Here is a 22,721-nt window from a genome sequence, read left to right as displayed (position 1 = left end):
CGATGGCGGCACCGCGCGCAACCCACCACGAACGACAGCCGCCACGAGCGGCGCAACGAGGTAGACCGACATGAAGAACATCCCCATCCGCACTCTGGCGGCGGCCGCCGCATTGGCCGCCTGCGGCTTGGCGCAGGCCGGCGAAGTCGAGGTCCTGCACTGGTGGACCAGCGGCGGCGAGGCCAAGGCGGCGGCGGCGCTGAAGGCCACGATGCAGGCCAAGGGCCACACCTGGAAGGACTTCGCGGTGGCCGGTGGTGGCGGCGACTCGGCGATGACGGTCCTGAAGTCGCGGGTCGTGTCAGGCAACGCCCCGGCCGCGGCGCAGATCAAGGGCCCGGCGCTGCAGGAATGGGCGGCCGAAGGCGTGCTCGCCAACATCGACGACGTGGCCAAGGCCGAGAACTGGGACGCCGTGCTGCCCAAGGCCGTGGCCGACGTCATGAAGTACAAGGGCAACTACATCGCCGCGCCGGTGAACGTGCACCGCGTGAACTGGCTGTGGGCCAACCCGGCGGCGTTCAAGAAGGCCGGCGCCAAGGTGCCGACGACCTGGGACGAGTTCTTCGTCGCCGCCGAGGCGCTGAAGAAGGCCGGCATCATCCCCGTCGCGCATGGCGGCCAGAACTGGCAGGACTTCACCACCTTCGAGAGCGTGGCGCTGGGGGTCGGCGGCACCGAGTTCTATCGCAAGGCCCTGGTCCAGCTCGACCCGGCGACGCTGAACAGCCCGACGATGGAGAAGGTGCTGACGACCTTCAAGCGCGTCAAGGGCTACACCGACAAGAACGCCCCCGGCCGCGACTGGAACCTGGCGACCGCGATGGTCATCAAGGGCGAGGCCGGCATGCAGCTGATGGGCGACTGGGCCAAGGGCGAGTTCGTCGCCGCCGGCAAGGTGCCGGGCAAGGACTTCGTCTGCGCCCCGGCCCCGGGCACCGCCCAGGCCTTCACCTTCAACATCGACTCGTTCGCGATGTTCAAGCTGAAGAACGCCGAGAACACCAAGGCGCAGAAGGCGCTGGCCGCGGCCATCATGTCGCCGGACTTCCAGGAGGTGTTCAACCTCAACAAGGGCTCGATCCCGGTGCGCCTGGGCATGAACATGGACAAGTTCGACGACTGCGCCAAGCAGTCGGCCAAGGACTTCGTCGCGACCTCGAAGAACGGCGGCCTGGTGCCGTCGATCGCCCACGGCATGGCCGTCGCCCCGGCCATCGAAGGCGCGATCAAGGACGTCGTCAGCCAGTACTGGAACAGCGACAAGATGAGCGCCAAGGACGCGATGACGCGCATCGCGGCCGCCGCCAAGGCCCAGTAACCAAGCCGTAGAAACGACGCGCCGCGTTCCCCGCCAGCGGGACGCGGCGCGTTTGCCGTCCTATTCCATGGTGTCTTCATCGCCCGCGGGCGCACGCTGGCTACCCAAGCTGGTCGTCGCCCCGTCCTTCGTCCTGTCGTTCCTGTTCATCTACGGGCTGATCGCCTGGAACGGCTACCTGTCGCTGTCGGCTTCGCGCCTGCTGCCCAACTACGAGTTCGTCGGGCTCGAGCAGTACGTTCGCCTGTTCGACAACGAGCGCTTCCACGTCGCGCTCGTCAACATGGGCATCTTCGGCACGCTGTTCATCGGCGGCTCGATGGCCCTGGGGCTGCTGCTGGCCATCCTGCTGGACCAGAAGATCCGCGCCGAAGGCCTGCTGCGCACGATCTACCTGTACCCGATGGCGATCTCGTTCATCGTCACCGGCACGGCCTGGAAGTGGATCCTGAACCCCGGCCTGGGGCTGGAGCACCTCGTCCAGCAGTGGGGCTTCGAGAACTTCAGCTTCGGCTGGCTGGTCGACCCCGAGATGGCCATCTACTGCGTCGCGATCGCCGGCGTCTGGCAGAGCGCGGGCTTCGTGATGGCGCTGTTCCTGGCCGGGCTGCGCGGCATCGACGACTCGATCATCAAGGCCGCCCAGGTCGACGGCGCCAGCCTGCCGCTGATCTACTGGCGCATCGTGATCCCGACGCTCAGGCCGGTGTTCTTCAGCACGCTGATGGTCGTCAGCCACCTGGCGATCAAGAGCTTCGACCTGGTGATGGCGCTGACCGCCGGCGGCCCCGGCTTCGCCACCGACCTGCCCGCCACCTTCATGTACGCGATGGCCTTCTCGCGCGGCCAGATCGGCCTGGGCGCAGCCAGCGCGACGGTGATGCTGGCCACCGTGGCCGCGATCGTCGTGCCCTATCTCTACAGCGAACTGAGGGCCAAGCGATGAGCCGCCACGCCATGCAACGCGCCCTGCTGTGGGCGCTCCTGCTGCTGTTCGCGGCCTGGTTCCTGACGCCGCTGTACGTGATGCTCACGACCTCGCTGAAGGACATGGACCAGGTGCGTGCCGGCAGCCTGCTGTCGCTGCCCACCAGCCCGAGCCTGGAAGCCTGGGCGCGCGCCTGGAGCAGCGCCTGCACCGGCACCGACTGCGGCGGCCTGAAGCCCTTCTTCATGAACTCGGTGCTGATGGTCGTGCCGGCGGTGCTGGTGTCGACGGCGATCGGCTCGGTCAACGGCTACGTGCTGTCGAAGTGGCGCTTCCGCGGCAGCGAGACGATGTTCGCGCTGATGCTCTTCGGCGTGTTCATGCCGATGCAGGTGGTACTGCTGCCGATGAGCCAGGTGCTCGGCTGGCTGGGCATCGCCAGCTCGATCTGGGGCCTGATCCTGGTGCACGTCGTCGCCGGCATCCCGAGCACGACGCTGTTCTTCCGCAACTACTACGTCGGCCTGCCCGATGAGCTGATCAAGGCCGCGATGCTCGACGGCGCCGGCTTCTGGAAGATCTTCACCCGCATCGTGCTGCCGCTGTCCACGCCGATCCTCGTCGTGACGCTGATCTGGCAGTTCACCAACATCTGGAACGACTTCCTCTACGGCGTCGTCTTCTCCGGTGCCGACAGCAAGCCGGTCACCGTCGGTCTCAACAACCTCGCCAACACCTCCAGCAGCGTGAAGGAATACAACGTCGACATGGCCGCGGCACTGATCGCGGCCCTCCCCACCCTCTTCGTCTACGTCGTCGCGGGCAAGTACTTCGTGCGCGGCCTGACGGCCGGCGCGGTGAAAGGCTGAACCATGGGAGCCCTTTCCATCCGCTCCGTGCGCAAGGCCTTCGGCAAGACCGAGATCCTCAAGGGCATCGACATCGAGGTCGAGGCCGGCGACTTCCTGATCCTGGTGGGCCCCTCGGGCTGCGGCAAGAGCACGCTGCTGAACATGATCGCCGGCCTGGATGCGCCGAGCTCGGGCCGCATCCACATCGACGGCCGCGACGTCACCGACGTGCCCAGCAAGGACCGCGACATCGCGATGGTGTTCCAGAGCTACGCCCTGTACCCCAACATGGACGTGCGCCAGAACATCGCCTTCGCGCTGGAGATGCGCAAGGTGCCCAAGGCCCAGCGCGAGGCCGCGGTGCAGCGCGTGGCCAAGATGCTGCAGATCGACCACCTGCTCGACCGCAAGCCCGGCGCGCTGTCCGGCGGCCAGCGCCAGCGTGTCGCGATGGGCCGGGCGCTGGCGCGCGACCCCAAGCTGTTCCTGTTCGACGAGCCGCTGTCCAACCTCGACGCCAAGCTGCGCGTCGAGATGCGCGCCGAGATCAAGCTGCTGCACCAGCGCACGCACACGACGACGGTCTACGTCACGCACGACCAGGTCGAGGCGATGACGCTGGGCGACCACATCGCGGTGATGAAGGACGGCGCCGTGCAGCAGCTCGGTTCGCCGCACGAGATCTACACCCGGCCGGCGACACGTTTCGTCGCCGAGTTCATCGGCTCGCCGGCGATGAACATGATCCTCGCCCAGCGCAGCGCCGACGGCGGCCTGACGGCGGCCGGCCACGCGCTGCCGCTCGACGCCGCGCAACGCCAGGCGCTGGCCGGCGGCAGCGGCGACGTCATCTACGGCCTGCGACCGGAGAACGTCTGCCTGGGCGTCGAAGGCCTGCCGGGCGAACTCGTCATCGTCGAGCCGACCGGCCCCGAGACCTACATCACCGCCAGCACCGCGGCCGGCAAGCTGACCGCGCGCCTGCCGGGCACCGCCGAAGGCCAGGTCGGCGGCACGGTGCATCTGCACTGGGCGGCCAAACACGCGCACCTGTTCGACGCGGCGAGCGAGAAGCGCATCGCCTGAACGCGCGACGCGCCTCCAAGAAGAAGGCCGCCCTCGGGCGGCCTTCTCGTTCAACGTTCCAGCGTCAGTCGCGGTCGGCACTGGCGCCGGCCGGCAGCACGCCGCCGCCCGGTTCGACCGCCGGGGACGGTTTCGGCCTGCGCTCGCGCACCAGGTAGCTGTAGAGCACCGGCACGACGACCAGCGTCAGCAGCGTCGAGGTGATGACGCCGCCGATGATCGCGCGGCCCATCGGCGCCTGGATCTCGCCGCCGTCGTTGAGCGCCAGCGCCAGCGGCAGCATGCCGAAGACCATCGCCGCGGTCGTCATGACGATCGGCCGCATGCGCGTCAGCCCCGCCTGCAGCAGCGCCTCGTGCACGCTGGCGCCGTCGCGGCGCGCGTGGTTGGCGAAGTCGACGAGCAGGATCGCGTTCTTCGTCACCAGGCCCATCAGCATCACCAGGCCGATCATCGAGAAGACGTTGAGCGTCGAGCCCGAGACCAGCAGGGCGATCATCACGCCGATCAGCGACAGCGGCAGCGAGGCCATGATCGCCACCGGCTGCACGAAGCTGCCGAACTGGCTGGCCAGCACGATGTAGATGAAGATCACCGCCAGCGCCATCGCGCCGAGCATCGCCGTGAAGGCCTCGTTCTGGTCCTTGGTCTGGCCGCCGACGTCGAAGGTGAAGCCCGGCGGCAGCGAGGTCTCGGCGATCAGCTTCTGCACGTCGGCGCCGACGTCGCCGGCCGGGCGGCCCTGCACGCCGGCGAAGATCGCCTCGCGGCGCAGCAGGTTCTGGCGCCGGATGACCTCGGGGTTGACCACCGACTCGATCGAGGCTACCGCGTCCAGCGGGATCGGCGTGCCGTCCTTGGCGAAGGCCACCGGCAGCTTGCGCATCTGCTCGAGCTGCTCGCGCGAGGCCTGCGGCAGTCGCAGCAGCACCTCGACCTGCTCGCCGTCGGGCGTCGTCCAGTAGGTCGCGGCCTCGCCGTTGACGTAGGCGCGCAGGCTGGACGCCAGCTGCGGCGCCGTCAGGCCGAGTTCGCGCACCGCCGCCGGCAGCAGCCGCACCGCGTAGGCCGGCACGCCGGGCTTGACCGAGAGCTCGACGTCGGCGATGCCCGGGATCTTCTTCACCTTCTCGGCGAACTCGCTGGCCACGCGCGCCAGGCCCTCGGGGTCGCTGCCCAGGATCGCGACGTAGATCGGCCGGTCGAAGCCGACCGAGGTCTCGATGCCCGGGATCCCCGCGATGCGCTCGCGGATCGCGTCCTCGACCTGCTTCTGCGTGCGCGAGCGTTCGCGCCGGTCGAGCAGGCTGATGTTCAGCACCGCCTGGTTGCGGCCGGTCGACAGCCCCGCGCCCTGGCCGCCGACCGTGGTGGCGACGTTCTTGACCTCGGGGAACGAGGCGACGATCTCCTCGACCTGGCGCACCTTGGCGTCGCTGCGCTCCAGGCTGGAGCCCACCGGCATGCGGATCGACAGCTGCGTGAAGCCCTGGTCGGTCTGCGGCACGAACTCCGAGCCGACCAGCGGCGCCAGCATCAGCGCGCCGACGAAACTCGCGCCGCCGGCGGCCATCACGACGCCGCGCGGCGTCAGCGTCACCCAGCGCCAGCGGCGGCGCTGGCTGCGGTCGCGCCGGCCGTCGGCGCCGAAGGGCCGGGCGAAGGCCGGCACGCCGACCAGCCGCCAGCGCTTCGGGCCGAAGGCCCAGTGGATCAGGCGTTCGTAGACCGTGTGCAGCAGGTCCATGCCGCGGTCGACGCCGCGCAGCATCGCGCCGATCACCGGCAGCCGCGCCAGGCGCGCCGACGGCGGGTCGCGCCAGACGCTGGACAGCATCGGGTCGAGCGTGAAGCTGACGAACAGGCTCACCAGCACCGCGACGACGACGGTGATGCCGAAGGGGTAGAAGAACTTGCCGATGATCCCGCCCATGAAGGCCACCGGCACGAACACCGCGCACAGCGCGAAGGTCGTCGCCATCACCGCCAGGCCGATCTCGCGCGTGCCTTCGTCGGCGGCGGTGTGGTGGTCCTTGCCCATGTGCACGTGGCGCACGATGTTCTCGCGCACGACGATGGCGTCGTCGATCAAGAGGCCGATGCACAGCGACAGCGCCATCATCGTCATGAAGTTCAGCGTGAAGCCGAAGGCATGCACGGCGACGAAGCTGGAGATCACCGCGATCGGCAGCGTCAGCCCGGTGATCACCGTGCTGCGCCACGAGTGCAGAAACAGGAAGACGATGGCCACCGTCAGCAGCGCGCCTTCGATCAACGTGTGGCGCAGGCCGACCAGCGAGCCCTTGACCCAGTCGCTGGCGGCGTAGACGAGCTCCAGCTTGGTGTCCGGCGGCAGCGTGCGGCCGAGTTCGTCCATCGCCTCCTTCACCTTCTCGCCGGTGGCGACGATGTTCGCGTCCTGCTGCTTGAAGACGTTGAAGTTGATCGCCGTGCGGCCGTTGAGCCGCGCGAACGAGTCGGCTTCGCGCTCGCGCTCGACCAGCCGGCCCAGGTCGCCCAGGCGCAGCGGCAGGCCGTTGCGGTGGGCGACGATGACCTGCTCGAACTGGTGCGGGTCGCGCACCCGGCCTTCGACACGCAGGATGGCATCGGCGCGGTCGTTGCTGAGCAGGCCGACCGGCTCGTCGGCGTTGGCTTCCTTCAGCGCCGTGGCCACTTCGGCCGGCGTCACCGCGTAGGCGCGCAGGCGCTCGGGGTCGAGGTCGATGCGCACCTCGCGCAGGGCCAGGCCGCTGACGTCGACGCGGGCGACGCCGCCCACGCGCTGCAGCCGCCGGCTCACCACCTGGTCGGCGATGATCGACAGCTCGCGCTGGCTGCGTGTGTCCGACAGCAGCGCCAGGGCGACGACCGGCTGCGAGTTCTCGTTGTCGAAGCGGTTGATCAGCGGCGGCTTGGCGTCGTCGGGGAAACGCGCCTGGGCGGCGGCAACGCGGTCGCGCACGTCCTGCATCGCGCGGCCCATGTCGGTGTCCAGCGTGAACTCGATGCTGGTCTGGCTGCGGCCCTCGAAGCTGCGCGAGGTCAGGCGCTTGACGCCGGCGATGCCGTTGACCGACTCCTCCAGCGGCTTGGTGATCTCACGCTCGACGGCCTCGGGCGAGGCGCCCGGGTACGACACCTCGACGTAGGCGCCGGGCAGCGCGATGTCGGGCATCTGCTCGACGCCCAGCCGCACGTAGGAGAAGACGCCCAGCACGCACAGCGCGACCATGACCATGGTCGCGAAGACGGGGTTGCGGATCGCGACGCGGGTGATCCACATGGCTCACTCCACGCGCGCCGGCGCCGACGCGGCGGCCGAGGCCACCGAACCGGCACCGCCCGCGCCGCCGCTGGCGACACGCGCCTTGGCACCTTCGCGCAGGTTGTCGAAGCGCATCGCCAGCACCGTCGCCTTGTCGGGCACGCCCGACAGCAGTTCGACGCGGCCACTGGCCGCGTCGCGGCGGCCGAGCTTGACCGCGCGGCGCGCAAGCACGCCGTTCTCGATGACCCAGACGTGGTCCTCGCCGCCGACGCGTGCGACCGCCTCGACCGGCAGCGTCAGGCGTTCGGCGCTGTCCTTCAGCGTCACGCCGGCGACGGCGTACTGGCCGGCGCGCAGGCGCTCGCCGGGGTTGTCCAGCGCGATCGTCACGCCGATCGAGCGCGTGCCGGCCTCGGCCGCCGGCGAGATGCGCGCGATGCGGCCGGAGAACGGTTCGGTGAGGCCTTCGACGCGCACTTCGGCCGTCATGCCCGGCTTCAGCTTGCCGACCTCGTGCGTGCCGACGCTGCCGGCGAGCTCCAGCTCGCGGATGTCGACGATGGTCAGCAGCTGCTGCTCGGCCGCCAGCTTCTCGCCCGGCACCGCGTGGCGCTTGGCGACGATGCCCGAGATCGGCGCCACCAGCGCGGCTTCGCGCATCGTCGTGCGCACCGTATCGCGCGCCGCGGCGGCGGCGTCGTAGGCGCCGCGCGCGGTGTCCAGCGCGGCACGCGAGTTCTCCAGCGCGATCGGCGAGATGAACTTCTGCTGCGCCAGGCGTTCGTTGGACTCGTGCGTGCGCTGGGCCTGCACCAGCGTGGCCTTGGCCGCGGCGAGCTGGGCGTCGCGTTCGGCGACGCGGCTGGCCAGTTCGGACAAATCCATGCGGCCCAGCACCTGGCCGGCCTTGACGCGGCTGCCTTCGGCGACGTCCAGCACGAGCAGCGTGCCGGCGGCCTTGGCGCGCACGATGGCCGTCTGCGGCGCGACCAGCGGCCCCGAGAACTCGATGCGCTCGGGCATGGCGGTGCGCTGCGGCAGCGTCACCTCGCGGGCGACGAACTCCAGCGGCGGCGGGCCGGCCGGCTTCTCGGCGGACTTGCCGCCGGCGGTCTTCATCCAGACGGCGGCCCCGCCGCCGACGAGTGCCAGCACGACGGCCGCCGACACCCAGGTTCTCGTTCTCATTCCATGCCTCCTGGCCGCCCTCGGCGGGCAGCGGCTCGCAGTGTAGAAAGGCCGCGCTTGCCCCTGGCCGCGCTGCGACGAAGCGCAGCGGCGGCGGCATCAGCTGCCGGACGCGCCGACGGACGGCGCCCCGCGGTGACCCACGGTGACAGCCGCGCTCAGGCAGCCGCGGCTTCGGTGATGCGCCGTTCCAGCTCGGCCGCCTCGACCGGCCGGCCGTAGAGCCATCCCTGGCCGTGGTCGCAGCGCAGCCGCGTCATCAGCGCCGCCTGGCCGGCGGTCTCGATGCCTTCGGCCACGGTCACCATGTCCAGCGACTGCGCGACGCGGATCGTCGCCTCGATCAGCACGCGGTGGTACTCCACGCTCTCGGCATGGGCGATGAAGCTGCGGTCGATCTTCACCGTGTCCACCGGCAGCAGGTGCAGGCAGGCGAGCGAAGAATAACCGGTGCCGAAGTCGTCGAGCGCCAGGCGCACCCCCAGCTGCTTGAGCGCGCGCAGCGTGGCCTGCACCGCCTCGTCCTGGGCGGCCAGCGTCTCGGTCACCTCCAGCTGCAGCAGGCGCGGCGCCAGTTCGTGCTCGGCCAGCGTCGCGCGCACCTGCTCGACCAGCCCCGGCGAGCGCAGCTGCGCGCGCGACAGGTTGACGTTGAGCTGCCCCGGCGCCCGCGGGCCCAAGCGGGCGCGCCAGTCGGCGAAACGCGCGCAGCTCTCGCGCAGCACGAACTCGCCGATCTGGTCGATCAGCCCCACTTCCTCGGCGACGGCGATGAACTCGCCCGGCGTCACGACGCCGCGGCTCGGATGGCGCCAGCGCACCAGCGCCTCGACGCCGGTGGCGCGGCCGCCCGGCAGCGCGACGATCGGCTGGTAGACGACGAAGAGCTCGCCCGCGCGCAACGCGCGGCGCAGGTCGTTCTCGATCTCGAGCTGGCGCACGACACGCTCGTGCATCGCCGGGTCGAAGACCATGCAGCAGTCGCGGCCGGCGCGCTTGGCCTCGTACATCGCGGTGTCGGCGTCGCGCAGCAGCTCGTCGGGGCTGCGCGCGTCGTCGCGGGCGACGACGACGCCGATGCTGACCGTCGACTGCACGCTGCGGCCGTCGATGACGTAGGGCTCGGCCAGGTCGCGCAGCAGGCGGTCGGTGATCGCGCGCGCGTCCTCGACGCGCGAGACGCCGTCGAGCACGACGACGAACTCGTCGCCGCCCAGGCGCGCCGCGGTGTGCTCGCCGTTGACCCGCGCCACCGCGTCGCCCGGGCGCAGCGCCAGCTCGATGCGCTGGGCCATCTGCTTGAGCAGCTCGTCGCCCTCGTGGTGGCCCAGCGTGTCGTTGATCTGCTTGAAGCGGTCGAAGTCCATGAACAGCACCGCGAAGCCGTAGCCCGGATGGCGGCGGGCATGGCCGATCGCACGATGCAGGCGCTGGATCGCCGCGGCCCGGTTGGGCAGGCCGGTCAGCGCATCGGTGCTGGCGGCCAGGCGCAGGCGTTCGCTCAGCTCGTGGCGGCCGGTGACGTCGGTGGCCAGGAAGACGTAGCCGCGGTGGCGGCCCTCCTCGTCGAGCATCGGCTGCAGGTCGACCTCGAACCAGCCGTCGCTGGCGTGCTTGCGCCGCGTCAGCACCTCGAAACGCGCAGCCCGGCCGGTGCGCAAGGCCTCGTGGTACGGCGCGACGTCGGCCGGGTCGTTGTGCTCGCTGTGCAGCGCGACGTCGACCGGGCGGCCGCGCACGTCGTCGGCCGACCAGCCGGTCAGGCGCACGAAGCCGTCGTTGACCCACTCGATGCGGCCGTCCAGCCCGGTGACGACGACGCCGTTGTCGGTGCGCGCGACGATCTGCGCCAGGCGCTGCAGCTCGCGCGTCTGCGTCGACAGGCGCTGCACCTGCATCCGCAAGGCGCGCGCCGTCGGCACGGCGACCAGCATCACCACCGCGGCCAGCACCAGCAGCGTCAGGCCCACGCCCCACTGCAGCATGCGCGCCTGGTGCGTGGCGCGCGACTGCGAGGCCTCCTGCAGGCGCTGGTACAGCAGGTCGGCGGCGGCCAGCGCCGGCTCCACCTCGGCCTGCAGCGCGGAGGCCGAATGGGTGACGGCGAAGGCGTCGTGGCTGCCGACGTGCAGGCTCATCGTGTCGGCGCGGTACCAGAGGCGCTCGCGGGCGTCCTGCCAGCGCGACAGCGCCGCGGCCACCGGCGCCTCGTCGCGCCCGGACAGGCCGCGCTGCGCGGCCAGCAGCGTCTCGACCAGCAGCGCGTCGCTGCGCGAGCGTTCGATGGCTTCGGAGATCAGCTCGGCGTCGGCGTTGGAGCGCAGTTCGCCGCCTTCGGCCAGCGCCGCCAGGCGGCCGACCTGCTGGCAGAAGATGCGCTGCGTGCTGGCCAGGCCGACGAGGTCGGCGTCGAGCGCGCGCACACGCTCCAGCCGGCCGTTGTACCAGGCCTGGAAGCCGGCCAGCGCGACCAGCGTGACGAACGTGAACAGCAGCGCATGGCGGATGCGCCGATGCGCTCGGTCGACGCTTTGCGGCGTCGTCGACGTGCTGAGTTCCATCAAGGCTGAAGCGGGTACGGGCCGGCCGGGGCGGGATTCGCCGTCCCGTATATCGGCAGCCGCGGTTTCAGTCTGAAGCGGGTTTCGTGTCCGCAGCGTCACAAATCGACGCCTTGAACGCTGCCGCGGTGCCGCCGAGGCCGGCCAGCGCAGCCAGCCAGAACACCGTGTCCAGCCCGTGATGCTCGGCCACCCAGCCGCCGGCCAGGCCGCCGAGCACGCCCGGGATGCCGTAGCCCAGCACCGAATACAGCGCCTGGCCGCGCGTGCGCAGCGCGCCGGGGAAGTGGCGGCTCACCAGCACGATGCTGGCCGCGTGGTGGGCGGCAAAGGTCAGCGCGTGCAGCAACTGGGCGGCGACGAGCAGCGCCGTCGAACCGCCGGCCGCGGCCGTCAGCGCGAAACGCGCCGCCGACGCCAGCCCGGCCCACTGCAGCCAGCGATAGGCGTCGAAACGCCCCAGCGCATGGCCCTGGAACCAGAAGAAGACGATCTCGGCCAGCACCGACACCGCCCAGAGCGCGCCGACCGCCGACTTCTCGTAGCCGCGCGCGTCGAGCAGCAGCGAGAAGAAGGCATAGAGCGCGGTGTGGCCCAGCACCGTCAGCGCGACCGAGGCGAAGAACCAGGCCACCGCGGGCTGGCGCAGCACCGGCAGCACCGGCGGCGGCGCGCTCGTCGGCGCGGCGTCGGTGCCGCCCTGCGGCAGCCGGAAACTCGTCGCCAGCAGCACGGTGTAGATCGCGCAGACCAGCAGCGGGAACAGGCCGATGCCCGCACGCTGCAGCAGCGCGCCGCCGGCGACCACCGCGACGACGAAACCCAGCGAGCCCCAGACGCGCACGCGGCCGTAGCGCCGGGCGTCGAAGCCGCCACTGGCGCTGAGCCGCGCCGCCAGCGCCGCCTCGGACAGCGGCACGATCGCGCCGTTGGCCAGGAACAGCGCCGCGGTGCAGGCCGCCACCGTCCATTCGCCGCGCACGACGAGGTAGCCGGCCGCCGCTGCGAGCGCGATCGCCGCGGCCAGCCGGATCAGCCGCACGCGGCCGCCGCCGTGGTCGGCCCACCAGCCCCAGCCGTAAGGCGCGACGACGCGCGTCCAGCTCTGCAGCGAGGCCACGGCGCCGATCAGCAGCGTCGAGAAGCCCAGCTCCTTGAACCAGAGCGGCGCATACGGGTTGAACAGCCCGATGCCGGCGAAATAGACGAACCAGACCGCGCCGAAGGCGCGCAGCCCGGAGGGCGCGGCGCTCAAGCGCCTGCGGGCCGGGCCGCGGGAATCGCCGGGATCGGCAGCTCGACGTCGCCGCACTGCGCGCGCTGGCGCAGCACGTGGTCCATCACCACCAGCGCCAGCAGCGCCTCGGCGATCGGCGTCGCGCGGATGCCGACGCAGGGGTCGTGGCGGCCGTGGGTCTCGACCGTCGTCGGCTGGCCGGCGCGGTCGATCGAGGCGCGTGCGATGCGGATCGAGCTCGTCGGCTTGATCGCCAGGCGCACCACCAGCTCCTGCCCGGTGGAGATGCCGCCGAGCACGCCGCCGGCGTGGTTGCTGGCGAAGCCTTCGGGCGTCAGCTCGTCGCCGTGCACGCTGCCGCGCTGGGCGACGCAGGCGAAGCCGGCGCCGATCTCGACGCCCTTGACGGCGTTGAGGCCCATCATCGCGTGCGCGATGTCGGCATCGAGCCGGTCGTACAGCGGCTCGCCGAGGCCGGCCGGCACGCCGCGCGCACGGACCTCGATGCGCGCGCCGCAGGAGTCGCCGGCCTTGCGCAGCGCGTCCATGAAGGCTTCCAGGCGCGGGATGTCGCTGGTGTTGGCGGCGAAGAAGTCGTTGGCGGCGATGTGTTCTTCATCCTCGAACGGGATCTCGATCTCGCCGAGCGCGCTCATCCAGCCGGTGAAGGTGCAGCCCAGGCGCTCGCGCAGCCACTTGCGCGCGACGGCGCCGGCGGCCACCGTCGGTGCCGTCGTGCGGGCCGACGAGCGGCCGCCGCCGCGCGGGTCACGAATGCCGTACTTGCGCCAGTAGGCGTAGTCGGCGTGCCCGGGGCGGAAGGTGTCCAGCAGGTTGCCGTAATCCTTGCTGCGCTGGTCGGTGTTGGGGATCAGCAGCGCGATCGGCGTGCCGGTGGTACGGCCTTCGTAGACGCCCGACAGGATCTGCACCCGGTCGGCTTCCTGGCGCTGCGTGACGTGGCGGCTGGTGCCCGGGCGGCGGCGGTCGAGCTCGGGCTGAATGTCGGCTTCCGACAGCGCCAGGCCGGGCGGGCAGCCGTCGATGACGCAGCCGATCGCCGGGCCGTGGCTCTCGCCGAAGTTGGTGACGCGAAAGAGTTCGCCGAGGGTGCTGCCGGACATGGGAACGCTGCGTTGAGGGCAGCGGATTCTATGCGGCGGCCCCCAGCCGGCCGTCAGGCCGTCGGGCGCGCGGCCGCGTCTTCCTCGGGCCAGTCCTTGATGTAGGCCTTCAGCATGCGGTTCTCGAAGTCCTGCGCGTCGACCACCGACTTGGCGACGTCGTAGAACGAGATCACGCCCATCAGCGTGCCGTGGTCCAGCACCGGCATGTAGCGCGCGTGGCGCAGCAGCATCATGCGGCGCACCTCGTCGATGTTGGTCTCGGGCGTGCAGGTCAGCGGCGCGTCGTCCATCACCGAACGCACGTGGCGCGTGCCGACGTTGCCGTTGCATTCGACGACCGCCGAGATCACCTCGCGGAAGGTCAGCATGCCGACGAGGTCGCCGTGCTCCATGACGACCAGCGAACCGACGTCGAACTCCGACATCGACTTCATCGCTTCGGCGAGCAGCTGATCCGGCGAGACCGTGTACGTCGTGTTGCCCTTGACGCGCAGGATGTCGGTGACTTTCATGCGATCAATATAGCCCACAATCCGGCGCCATCCCCTCTGTGGAAGGTCCATCATGGCCGGTCCTGCCGACCCTGGTTTCGACACGCTGGCGCTGCACGCCGGCGCCGCGCCCGACCCCGCCACCGGCGCGCGAGCGGTCCCGATCCACCTGACGACGAGCTTCGTCTTCGACAGTGCCGAAGGCGCCGCCGCGCTCTTCGACCAGGAACGTTCGGGCCACGTCTACAGCCGCATCAGCAACCCGACGACGGCGGTGTTCGAGGAGCGCATGGCGGCGCTCGAAGGTGGAGTCGGCGCGATCGCCACCGCCAGCGGCCAGGCGGCGCTGCACCTGGCGATCACGACGATCGCCGGCGCCGGCAGCCATGTCGTCGCCTCGCGCGCGCTCTACGGCGGCTCGCACAACCTGCTGGCCTGGACGCTGCCACGTTTCGGCATCGAGACGACGTTCGTCGATCCCGGCGACGTCGACGCCTGGCGCGCCGCGATCCGGCCCAACACCCGGCTGCTGTTCGGCGAGACGCTGGGCAACCCCGGGCTGGACGTGCTCGACATCCCGGAGGTGGCCGCCGTCGCGCACGACGCCGGGCTGCCGCTGCTGGTCGACTCGACCTTCACGACGCCCTGGCTGATCCGCCCCTTCGAACACGGCGCCGACCTCGTCTTCCACTCGGCGACCAAGTTCCTGTCCGGCCACGGCACCGTCGTCGGCGGCGTGCTGGTCGACGGCGGCAGCTTCGACTGGGAGGCCTCGGGCCGTTTCCCCGAGCTGACCGAGCCCTACGCCGGTTTCCACGGCATGGTCTTCAGCGAGGAGAGCACCGTCGCCGCCTTCCTGCTGCGAGCACGCCGCGAAGGCCTGCGCGACTTCGGCGCCTGCATGAGCCCGCACACCGCCTGGCTGGTGCTGCAGGGGCTGGAGACGCTGCCGCTGCGCATGGCGCGCCATGTCGACAACGCACGCCGCGTCGCCGAGTTCCTGGCCGGCCAGCCTTTCGTCGAACGGGTGCGCCACCCGGAGCTGCCCGGCCACCCGAGCCACGCCCTCGCCAAGCGCCTGCTGCCACGCGGCTGCGGCTCGGTGTTCAGCGTCGACCTGCGCGGCAGCCGCCATCAGGGCCAGGCCTTCATCGAGGCGCTGCAGATCTTTTCGCACCTGGCCAACGTCGGCGACTGCCGCTCGCTCGTCATCCACCCGGCGTCGACGACGCACTTCCGCATGGACGACGCGGCGCTGGCCGCCGCCGGCATCGGGCCGGGCACGGTACGGCTGTCGATCGGCCTCGAAGACCCGGCCGACCTGATCGAGGACCTGAAGCGCGCGCTGAAGGCCGCGGAGCGTGCGGCATGAAGCTCAGCGTCCAGGGCCGCACGGCCTATGCCTACACCGGCGGCGTCGAGTTCGACCCCGCCCTGCCCTGCGTCGTCTTCGTGCACGGCGCGCTCAACGACCACAGCGTCTGGACGCTGCTGGCGCGCTGGTTCGCGCACCACGGCCGCTCGGTGCTGGCCGTCGACCTGCCCGGCCACGGCCGCAGCGACGGCCCGCCGCCGGCCAGCGTCGAGGCCGCGGCCGACGGCGTGCAAGCGCTGCTGGACGCCGCCGGCGTCGAACGTGCCGCGCTCGTCGGCCACAGCCTGGGTTCGCTGATCGCGCTGGAGACCGCGGCGCGTGCGCCGGCGCGCGTCACGCAGCTGGGCCTCGTCGGCACCGCGTTCCCGATGAAGGTCAGCCCGGCGCTGCTGGCCACCGCGCGCGAGACGCCGCGGGCGGCGATCGACATGGTCAACGCCTTCTCGCTGTCGACGATCGCCGCCAAACCCTCGTTTCCCGGGCCCGGCGCCTGGCTGCACGGCGGCCAGCGGGCGCTGATGCGCCGGCTGCAGGGGCAGGCCGAAGCCGGCGGGCTGAACCTCTTCGCACACGACTTCGCGATCTGCGACGCCTATGCCGGCGGCCTGCAGGCGGCGGCCACGGTGCGCTGCCCGGCGGCGCTGGTGCTGGGCCGGCGAGACTCGATGACGCCGCCGCGTGCGGCGCGTGAACTCGGCGAGGCGCTGCGCGCGACGGTGACGACGCTGCCCGGCGGCCACTCGCTGATGGCCGAGGCGCCCGACGGCGTGCTCGCGGCCTTGCGCGCCTTGCTCGATTAGCCCGGCGGCGGCGCGCCGGTAACAGGCTCCTACAATGGCGCCTCGTCCCCACGACGGATGAACCGGGAGCGAAGACGCCGCGACACCGCGGCGCACGCGGGCCGCACCAGGCCTGCCGTCTTCGCTACGGCCGCGGCCCGCGCCGCGCGCCGCCGCGAGCCTACCCCCGCGCTCGCGCCCCCGGTGCAGCCCGGCGGCGCCATTCGGCGCGCGCCGGCTTTCGCTTCTTGCGCCGTCGCCCCCCGATGTCCTCGCCTTCAGAACTGCCGCCCGATCCCGCCGCGCCCGATGAACAAACGGCCGTGCCGCTGAAGATCGAGGACTGGCTCACCGTGGCCGTGATGGCCGCGCTCGCGCTGATCACCTTCGCCAACGTGGTGGTGCGCTACTTCACCGACCAGTCCTTCGCCTGGACCGAGGAGATCTCGGTCTTCCTGATGATCGTGCTGGCGCTGGTCGCCGGGTCGGCCGCGGTGGCGCGCAACCGCCACATCCGCATCGAGGCCTTCGCCGACGCCGGCCCGGCCTGGCGCCGGCGGGCGCTGGCGCGTTTCGGCGCGCTGATGGTGGCGCTGCTGTTCGCCATCATGGCCGTGCTCAGCGCGCGTGTCGTCTGGGACCACATCCAGTGGGAAGAGACTTCGCCGGCGATCGGCGTGCCGCAGTGGTGGTACTCGATCTGGCTGCCGCTGCTGTCGGTGGCCATCGCCGGGCGTGCGATCGGCCTGTTCATCCGCGCCGGGCGCGCCCCGCGCGACGGCGAGGAGCACGGCCGATGATCGGCACCCTGCTCTTCGTCGCCTTCATCGCGCTGATGCTGCTGGGCGTGCCGATCGGCGCCGCGCTCGGCCTGGCCGGCACCGCGGCGATCGCGCTGGCCAACTGGGACACGCAGTGGTTCGGCCTGCTGGCCGTGCCGCAGAACTTCTACGCCGGTCTGGGCAAGTACCCGCTGCTGGCGATCCCGATGTTCGTGCTCGTCGGCTCGATCTTCGACCGCTCGGGCGTCGCGCTGCGGCTGGTCAACTTCGCCATCGCGATCGTCGGCCGCGGCCCCGGCATGCTGCCGCTGGTGGCGATCGTCGTCGCGATGTTCCTCGGCGGAATCTCGGGCTCGGGCCCGGCCAACGCCGCCGCGGTGGGCGGCGTGATGATCGCGGCGATGGCGCGCGCCGGCTACCCGGCGGCGTTCTCGGCCAGCGTCGTCGGCGCCGCGGCGGCCACCGACATCCTGATCCCGCCGAGCGTCGCCTTCATCGTCTATTCGGTGCTGGTCTCGGGCGCCTCGGTGCCGGCGCTGTTCGCCGCCGGCATGATCCCCGGCGTGCTCGCCGGCATCGCGCTGATCGCGCCGGCGGTCTGGCTGTCGCGCAAGCACGGCATGGGCGCCGCCGAGGCGACGCTGCCGCGGCCGCCGTTCTGGGCCAGCCTGCGCGAAGCGAGCTGGGGCCTGTTCGCGCCGGTGCTGATCCTCGGCGGCATGCGCGCCGGCTGGTTCACGCCGACCGAAGCCGCCGTCGTCGCCGTCTTCTACGGCCTGTTCGTCGGCGTCGTCGTGCACCGCACGATCGGGCTGCGCGACCTCGTCACCATCCTGCGCGAGTCGGGCGAGCTGTCGGCGGTGATCCTGCTCGTCGTGGCGCTGGCCGGCATCTTCGCGTACTCGCTGTCGACGCTGGGGCTGATCGACCCGGTGACCAACGCCATCGTCAACTCCGGCCTCGGCGAGTACGGCGTGCTGGCGCTGTTGATCCTGATGCTGATCGTCGTCGGCATGTTCCTGGACGGCGTGTCGATCTTCCTGATCTTCGTGCCGCTCCTGATGCCGATCGCCAACCACTACCACTGGGATCCGGTGTGGTTCGGCGTGCTGCTGACACTGAAGGTGGCGCTGGGCCAGTTCACGCCGCCGCTGGCGGTGAACCTGATGGTCTCCTGCCGCATCGCCGGCGTGCGCATGGAGGAGACCGTGCGCTGGGTCGGCTGGATGCTGCTGGCGATGTTCATGGTGATGGTCGCGGTCATCGTCTGGCCCGAGCTGGCGCTCTGGCTGCCGCGGCAGATGGGTTACTGAGTCACAACGAGGAGAAGACAAGGATGAAGCGCACGTTCCTGAAGTTCACGCTCGCCGCCTGCGCGCTGGCCGCCGCCGGCGTCGCCAACGCCCAGGCGCCGCTGCCCGCCGGCTACAAGGCCGAGTACCGCATGAGCCTGGTGCTGGGCCCGGCCTTCCCCTGGGGCCAGGGCGGCGAGATCTGGGCCAAGCTCGTGCGCGAGCGCACGCAGGGCCGCATCAACATCAAGCTCTACCCGGGCACGGCGCTCGTGCAGGGCGACCAGACGCGCGAGTTCGCCGCGATCCGCCAGGGCGTCATCGACCTGGCGATCGGCTCGACGATCAACTGGTCGCCGCAGATCAAGCAGCTCAACCTGTTCTCGCTGCCTTTCCTGCTGCCCGACTACAAGGCGCTGGACGCGCTGACGCAGGGCGAGGTCGGCAAGCAGTTGTTCCAGGTGATCGACAAGGCCGGCGCGCTGCCGCTGGCCTGGGGCGAGAACGGCTACCGCGAGATCAGCAACAGCAAGCATGCGATCAAGTCGCCGGCCGACCTGAAGGGCCTGAAGATCCGCGTCGTCGGTTCGCCGCTGTTCCTGGACACCTTCACCGCGCTGGGCGCCAACCCGACGCAGATGAGCTGGGCCGACGCCCAGCCGGCGCTGGCTTCGGGCGCCGTCGACGGCCAGGAGAACCCGCTGTCGATCTTCACCGCGGCCAAGCTGCACACCGTCGGCCAGAAGCATCTGACGCTCTGGGGCTACGTCGCCGATCCGCTGATCTTCGTCGTCAACAAGGACGTCTGGAAGAGCTGGACGCCGGCCGACCAGGCCATCGTGCGCCAGGCGGCGATCGACGCCGGCAAGGAAGAAACGGCGATCGCGCGCAAGGGGCTGGTCGAGGCCGATCACCCGCTGCTCAAGGAGATCGGCGGCCACGGCGTCACGGTGACGCAGCTGACGCCGGCCGAACGCGAGGCCTTCGTCAAGGCCACGCGCCCGGTCTACGACAAGTGGAAGGCGCAGATCGGCGCCGATCTCGTCGGCGCCGCCGAGAAGGCGATCGCGGCGCGCAAGTAAGCCGCTGTCAGGCGACGCGGCGGCGGCGGCGCGCCAGCCCCGCCGCGGCCAGCGCGGCCATCACCAGCGCCGCGCTGGCCGGCTCCGGCACGTCCTGCGTCACCGCGGTGAAGGCGACGCTGCCGTAGCCCTCGGTGCCGCCACCGGTGGTGTCGTAGGCGAGCAAGGCCTCGCTGGCCGAGCCGAAGCCGGCCACCAGCTGCAGCAGCGGCTGCAGCAGCGGGTCGGCCAAGGCGAACGAGACGTCGACGCCGAGCAGATCGCCACCCGAGAACCAGGCGACCGGCAGGCTGCCGGCGTCGACCGTGTCCAGCGTGTAGCGGTGGCCGGCGAAATCCAGCGTGAAGCTGGAAAGTTCGACGCTGCCGTCGAAGCCGGCCGCCGGGTCGTCGAAGCCGAAGCTGCCGCTGAAGGCACTGCCGATCAGCGAGCCCGAGTCGACGGCGCCGTCGATGCGGTAAAGCGCGGCCTGCGCGGGCGCGGCCAGTCCGGCGAACAGCGTGGCGGCGAGCGCCACGGCGGACAAGAGTTGGCGGGTCATCCAGGTCTCCGGGTTCAGAAGAGGAAGTTCGAGGCCTTCAGCAGCTCGGCACACGAGCGGCCCTTGACCAGCACCATCGGGCGCGCGGCGGCCGGGCCGGCGGCGTCGGGGTCGATCGTCAGCAGCGCGTCGGCGCCCGAGGCCGAGCAGCCCAGGTAGCCCTGGCCGATCGGGTCGGTGGACGGCACGCGCAGGCTGCGCAGCAGCTCGGCGAAGGAGATGCGGTCGTCGCCCGGCGTGAAGTCGGTGATCGTCGCGCCGCCGGCGAAACCGGCGCTGAAGACGAAGGTGTCGCGGCCGCCGCCGCCGGTCAGCGTGCGCCGGCCGGCGCCGCTGACGATGACGTCGTCGCCGGGCGTGCCGGTGACGCTGCTGCTGGTCGGCGACGCGGTAATCGTCTTCACCAGGTTCAGGCCGACCAGCACCGGATCGTGGTCCGACGAGCGGTACGGCGTCTGCGCGTAGGGATCGGGCGCGCAGCTGGCGCAGGCCGGCTGCTTGAACTCCAGGTTGTAGTCCTGGGCCAGCGACTCGTCGGCGTTGATGTGCCAGTGCGCCGCGCCGGCCACCTTGGGCGACAGCGTGCCGGTGGACAGCGCCTGGTCCAGGCGGCCGGCGGCGCCGTCGAAGACGTAGGAGTAACCGAAGCCGTCGAAACGCCCGACCTCGTCGACGTAGCCGCTGCCGGTGAGCTGGTAGACCGGATCCTCCTGGGCGTAGGCGTTGAAGTCGCCGACCAGCAGCACGTCGTTGCTGCCGCTGGCGGTCTGGAGCTGGGCGACGAAGCGGCGCAGCTGGTCGGCCTGCGAAACCCGCAGCGCGTTCCAGCAGCCCTGGCCGTCGCCGCTGTCGACGTTGCCCGGCGCGTTGGCGTCGCCGGCCGCCGGGCAGCTGCTCTTGCTCTTCAGGTGGTTGACGACGACGGTGAAACGCTCGCCGTTGGCCGGCGCGAAGGTCTGCGCCAGCGGCGGGCGGCTGTTGACCGCCGCGGTGTCGCTGGCCGGCGCACCGATGCGCGTCAGGCGCGAAGGCTTGTAGATCATCGCCACCTTGATCGCGTCGCTGCCGGTGCCGGCGGCCGGCTCGGGCACCGCGGCGTAGACGCCGCTGCCGACACGCTGGTTCAGCGCGTCGACGAGGTTCTGCACCGCGACCGCGCCGTTGTTCTGGATCTCCATCAGGCCGACGACGTCGGCGTCGAGCGCGGCCAGCGCCTCGACGATCTTGGCGCGCTGGCGCTGGAACTCGGCCAGGCTGTCGGCGCCGCGGCAGTTGGATGCCGAGACCGTGCCGCCCTGGCTGCAGCCCTGGCCGGTCTGGCCGCTGGCGGTGGCGCCGTTGGTGAAGGTGGTGAAGTAGTTCAGCACGTTGAAGCTGGCCACCTTGACGTTGCCGCCGAGCGCCGGCGCCGCCGGACGCGGGTTGGCCGTCGTGTAGCGCAGCGCGCTCTTGTCCAGCGGCAGGATGCGGTAGTCGCTGGGAGCGCCGGCGCCGCTGGTCGAGGTCGACAGGCCGTAGTCGATGACGCCGGTGATCGAGCCGATCAGGTCGCCGGCGCGCAGCGCGCCGGTCGGGCCGGTGAACGGCGTCGGGTTGACGTTCTGCGCCGAGCTGCCGTCTTCGAGCACGATGCGGCGCGCGGCGTTGTCGGCGGCCAGCGCCTGGGCCTGCGCGCCGGGGCGGTAGCGGTTGGTCGGCGTCTCCAGCCGGCCGCCGGCCGACAGCGTCAGCTGGCCGTAGCGCGCCTGGAAGTAGTTCTGGTCCACCGTCAGCGGGCCGGCCAGCGTGACCAGCATGCCTTCGTAGCGCTCCAGGCCGCCGGCGACCGGCAGCGTGATCGGCAGCGGCGTGATGCTGCCGCTGCCGAGCAAGGTGATCGCGCTGGGCGTGGTGAGCTGGGTGACGCTGCCGCTGCCGGCGGCGAACTCGGCGACCTTGCCGGTCAGTTGCACCAGCTGGCCGGCGGAAACCGTCGGCGCGCTGCTGGTGAAGACGAAGATGCCGTCGGAGGTGGCGGGGTTGCCGTCGCCGCTGGCGTCCTGCAGGAAGAAGCCGTTGTTCGTCAGCTTGGTGACGACGCCCGAGGTCGTGACCGTCTGGCCGACGAGCGGGCTCTGATCGCCGCTGCCCTGGATCTCGTAGATGCGGCGGAAGGCGACCGTGCCGCCGTCGTTGCCGCCGCTGCCGGAACAGGGCACCGCCGCCGTCGCGCTGTTGCGCGGTGCCGGCGTGCCGGTGACGAAATCGCTGGCGTTGTTGCCGCTGTCGGTGCAGCCGCCGGCCTTGCGCAGCAGCGCGCTGCTGCTGCTGGCCGCCGGCGCGGCGCCGCTGCCTTTGTAGAAGTTGGCGCTGCCGTAGCCGACGAGGTCGACGAAATGCGCCTGCTGCTCGGCGCTGCAGGCGGTGGAGCCGCCGTTGCAGGCCAGGCCGGTGGCGGTGTCGAGCAGCGCGACCTTGCCGTTGCTGGCAGACAGCTCGGAGTTGCCGATGGCGTCCGGTGTCGGCAGCACGTTGCCCGAGGTCGACTTCAGCTGTACCAGGTACCAGCGCCCGGGCTGCAGCGTGCCGGCGAGCGGCGTCACGCCGTTGCCGGCGAAGCTGCCGGTGCCGGTGGCGCTGGCGTACTGGACCGACCAGCCGCTCAGGTCGACCGCGCTGCGGCCGTTGTTGAACAGCTCGACGTAGTCGCTCGCGAACGCGTTGCCGTTGCCGCCGTAGATCTGGCTGATCACGACGCCGGCGGACGCCGGCGTCGACGCCAGCAAGGCCGCGACGGCCGCCGCGATGGCCGAAGCCTGCTTGTGCATGG

General features: G+C 71.3%; 17 protein-coding genes. 9 read left to right on the top strand and 8 right to left on the bottom strand.

Going from position 1 to position 22,721, the window contains the following annotated elements:
- The first annotated feature begins 70 nt into the window (after positions 1-70).
- From RGE_RS07830 to RGE_RS07815, 4 genes are all read left to right on the top strand, one after another.
- Positions 71-1,321, top strand: a complete 1,251-nt coding sequence (locus RGE_RS07830; protein WP_014427801.1) for an ABC transporter substrate-binding protein — start codon at positions 71-73, stop codon at positions 1,319-1,321.
- Between the two features lie 67 nt (positions 1,322-1,388).
- Complete coding sequence (locus RGE_RS07825) at positions 1,389-2,267, top strand: carbohydrate ABC transporter permease (RefSeq protein WP_043783897.1); 879 nt, start codon at positions 1,389-1,391, stop codon at positions 2,265-2,267.
- The gene (locus RGE_RS07820) at positions 2,264-3,118 is read left to right on the top strand and encodes a carbohydrate ABC transporter permease (RefSeq protein ID WP_014427799.1); all 855 of its coding nucleotides are present in this window, start codon (positions 2,264-2,266) and stop codon (positions 3,116-3,118) included. Before RGE_RS07825 ends, RGE_RS07820 begins: the two co-directional genes overlap by 4 nt.
- 3 nt (positions 3,119-3,121) lie before the next feature.
- The gene (locus RGE_RS07815) at positions 3,122-4,186 is read left to right on the top strand and encodes an ABC transporter ATP-binding protein (protein ID WP_014427798.1); all 1,065 of its coding nucleotides are present in this window, start codon (positions 3,122-3,124) and stop codon (positions 4,184-4,186) included.
- A 64-nt stretch (positions 4,187-4,250) separates the two neighbouring features.
- On the opposite strand, the gene RGE_RS07810 is transcribed toward RGE_RS07815, so the two are convergent.
- From RGE_RS07810 to RGE_RS07785, 6 genes are all read right to left on the bottom strand, one after another.
- Entirely contained in the window at positions 4,251-7,472 is a 3,222-nt protein-coding gene (locus RGE_RS07810) for an efflux RND transporter permease subunit (RefSeq protein ID WP_014427797.1), read from the bottom strand.
- A 3-nt stretch (positions 7,473-7,475) separates the two neighbouring features.
- On the bottom strand, positions 7,476-8,645 hold the full coding sequence (locus tag RGE_RS07805) for an efflux RND transporter periplasmic adaptor subunit (protein WP_231384646.1): 1,170 nt from the start codon (positions 8,643-8,645) through the stop codon (positions 7,476-7,478).
- Between the two features lie 158 nt (positions 8,646-8,803).
- The gene (locus tag RGE_RS07800) at positions 8,804-11,206 is read right to left on the bottom strand and encodes a putative bifunctional diguanylate cyclase/phosphodiesterase (protein ID WP_014427795.1); all 2,403 of its coding nucleotides are present in this window, start codon (positions 11,204-11,206) and stop codon (positions 8,804-8,806) included.
- Between the two features lie 67 nt (positions 11,207-11,273).
- The gene (locus tag RGE_RS07795; protein ID WP_014427794.1) at positions 11,274-12,461 is read right to left on the bottom strand and encodes an MFS transporter; all 1,188 of its coding nucleotides are present in this window, start codon (positions 12,459-12,461) and stop codon (positions 11,274-11,276) included.
- Positions 12,458-13,567 (bottom strand): chorismate synthase, encoded by a 1,110-nt coding sequence (gene aroC, locus RGE_RS07790; protein ID WP_014427793.1) that lies wholly within the window; start codon positions 13,565-13,567, stop codon positions 12,458-12,460. Before aroC ends, RGE_RS07795 begins: the two co-directional genes overlap by 4 nt.
- A gap of 53 nt (positions 13,568-13,620) precedes the next feature.
- Positions 13,621-14,082, bottom strand: coding sequence for a CBS domain-containing protein (locus RGE_RS07785; protein WP_014427792.1), 462 nt, complete (start codon positions 14,080-14,082; stop codon positions 13,621-13,623).
- 52 nt (positions 14,083-14,134) lie between these two features.
- Between RGE_RS07785 and RGE_RS07780 the strand changes: the two genes are divergently transcribed.
- The 5 genes from RGE_RS07780 to RGE_RS07760 all read left to right on the top strand — a co-directional run bounded on the left by RGE_RS07780 (position 14,135) and on the right by RGE_RS07760 (position 19,371).
- On the top strand, positions 14,135-15,433 hold the full coding sequence (locus RGE_RS07780; RefSeq protein ID WP_014427791.1) for an O-acetylhomoserine aminocarboxypropyltransferase: 1,299 nt from the start codon (positions 14,135-14,137) through the stop codon (positions 15,431-15,433).
- Positions 15,430-16,236 (top strand): alpha/beta fold hydrolase, encoded by an 807-nt coding sequence (locus RGE_RS07775; protein ID WP_014427790.1) that lies wholly within the window; start codon positions 15,430-15,432, stop codon positions 16,234-16,236. Before RGE_RS07780 ends, RGE_RS07775 begins: the two co-directional genes overlap by 4 nt.
- A gap of 245 nt (positions 16,237-16,481) precedes the next feature.
- Positions 16,482-17,015 carry a TRAP transporter small permease gene (locus RGE_RS07770; RefSeq protein WP_014427789.1) on the top strand — a complete coding sequence of 178 codons (534 nt, stop codon included), beginning with the start codon at positions 16,482-16,484 and terminating at the stop codon, positions 17,013-17,015.
- Positions 17,012-18,310, top strand: coding sequence for a TRAP transporter large permease (locus tag RGE_RS07765; RefSeq protein ID WP_014427788.1), 1,299 nt, complete (start codon positions 17,012-17,014; stop codon positions 18,308-18,310). Before RGE_RS07770 ends, RGE_RS07765 begins: the two co-directional genes overlap by 4 nt.
- 23 nt (positions 18,311-18,333) lie before the next feature.
- The gene (locus RGE_RS07760; protein WP_014427787.1) at positions 18,334-19,371 is read left to right on the top strand and encodes a DctP family TRAP transporter solute-binding subunit; all 1,038 of its coding nucleotides are present in this window, start codon (positions 18,334-18,336) and stop codon (positions 19,369-19,371) included.
- Between the two features lie 7 nt (positions 19,372-19,378).
- Here RGE_RS07760 and RGE_RS07755 read toward each other — a convergent pair whose 3' ends face one another.
- On the bottom strand, positions 19,379-19,912 hold the full coding sequence (locus RGE_RS07755) for a PEP-CTERM sorting domain-containing protein (protein WP_043783895.1): 534 nt from the start codon (positions 19,910-19,912) through the stop codon (positions 19,379-19,381).
- Between the two features lie 14 nt (positions 19,913-19,926).
- On the bottom strand, positions 19,927-22,719 hold the full coding sequence (locus tag RGE_RS07750) for an ExeM/NucH family extracellular endonuclease (RefSeq protein ID WP_014427785.1): 2,793 nt from the start codon (positions 22,717-22,719) through the stop codon (positions 19,927-19,929).
- Positions 22,720-22,721 lie beyond the last annotated feature (2 nt).

Source organism: Rubrivivax gelatinosus IL144 (genome assembly GCF_000284255.1).
Taxonomy (GTDB): Bacteria; Pseudomonadota; Gammaproteobacteria; order Burkholderiales; family Burkholderiaceae_C; genus Rubrivivax; species Rubrivivax gelatinosus_A.
Note: the sequence above shows the minus strand (reverse complement) of the source record. Positions and strands in the feature narration are given on the sequence as shown.

Bases quoted from the DNA above. Each gene is read 5' to 3' on its own strand.
- RGE_RS07830 (WP_014427801.1), top strand. From the start codon at position 71: ATGAAGAACATCCCCATCCGCACTCTGGCGGCGGCCGCCGCATTGGCC.
- RGE_RS07825 (WP_043783897.1), top strand. From the start codon at position 1,389: ATGGTGTCTTCATCGCCCGCGGGCGCACGCTGGCTACCCAAGCTGGTC.
- RGE_RS07820 (WP_014427799.1), top strand. From the start codon at position 2,264: ATGAGCCGCCACGCCATGCAACGCGCCCTGCTGTGGGCGCTCCTGCTG.
- RGE_RS07815 (WP_014427798.1), top strand. From the start codon at position 3,122: ATGGGAGCCCTTTCCATCCGCTCCGTGCGCAAGGCCTTCGGCAAGACC.
- RGE_RS07810 (WP_014427797.1), bottom strand. From the start codon at position 7,472: ATGTGGATCACCCGCGTCGCGATCCGCAACCCCGTCTTCGCGACCATG.
- RGE_RS07805 (WP_231384646.1), bottom strand. From the start codon at position 8,645: ATGAGAACGAGAACCTGGGTGTCGGCGGCCGTCGTGCTGGCACTCGTC.
- RGE_RS07800 (WP_014427795.1), bottom strand. From the start codon at position 11,206: ATGGAACTCAGCACGTCGACGACGCCGCAAAGCGTCGACCGAGCGCAT.
- aroC (WP_014427793.1), bottom strand. From the start codon at position 13,567: ATGTCCGGCAGCACCCTCGGCGAACTCTTTCGCGTCACCAACTTCGGC.
- RGE_RS07785 (WP_014427792.1), bottom strand. From the start codon at position 14,082: ATGAAAGTCACCGACATCCTGCGCGTCAAGGGCAACACGACGTACACG.
- RGE_RS07780 (WP_014427791.1), top strand. From the start codon at position 14,135: ATGGCCGGTCCTGCCGACCCTGGTTTCGACACGCTGGCGCTGCACGCC.
- RGE_RS07775 (WP_014427790.1), top strand. From the start codon at position 15,430: ATGAAGCTCAGCGTCCAGGGCCGCACGGCCTATGCCTACACCGGCGGC.
- RGE_RS07770 (WP_014427789.1), top strand. From the start codon at position 16,482: ATGTCCTCGCCTTCAGAACTGCCGCCCGATCCCGCCGCGCCCGATGAA.
- RGE_RS07765 (WP_014427788.1), top strand. From the start codon at position 17,012: ATGATCGGCACCCTGCTCTTCGTCGCCTTCATCGCGCTGATGCTGCTG.
- RGE_RS07760 (WP_014427787.1), top strand. From the start codon at position 18,334: ATGAAGCGCACGTTCCTGAAGTTCACGCTCGCCGCCTGCGCGCTGGCC.
- RGE_RS07755 (WP_043783895.1), bottom strand. From the start codon at position 19,912: ATGACCCGCCAACTCTTGTCCGCCGTGGCGCTCGCCGCCACGCTGTTC.
- RGE_RS07750 (WP_014427785.1), bottom strand. From the start codon at position 22,719: ATGCACAAGCAGGCTTCGGCCATCGCGGCGGCCGTCGCGGCCTTGCTG.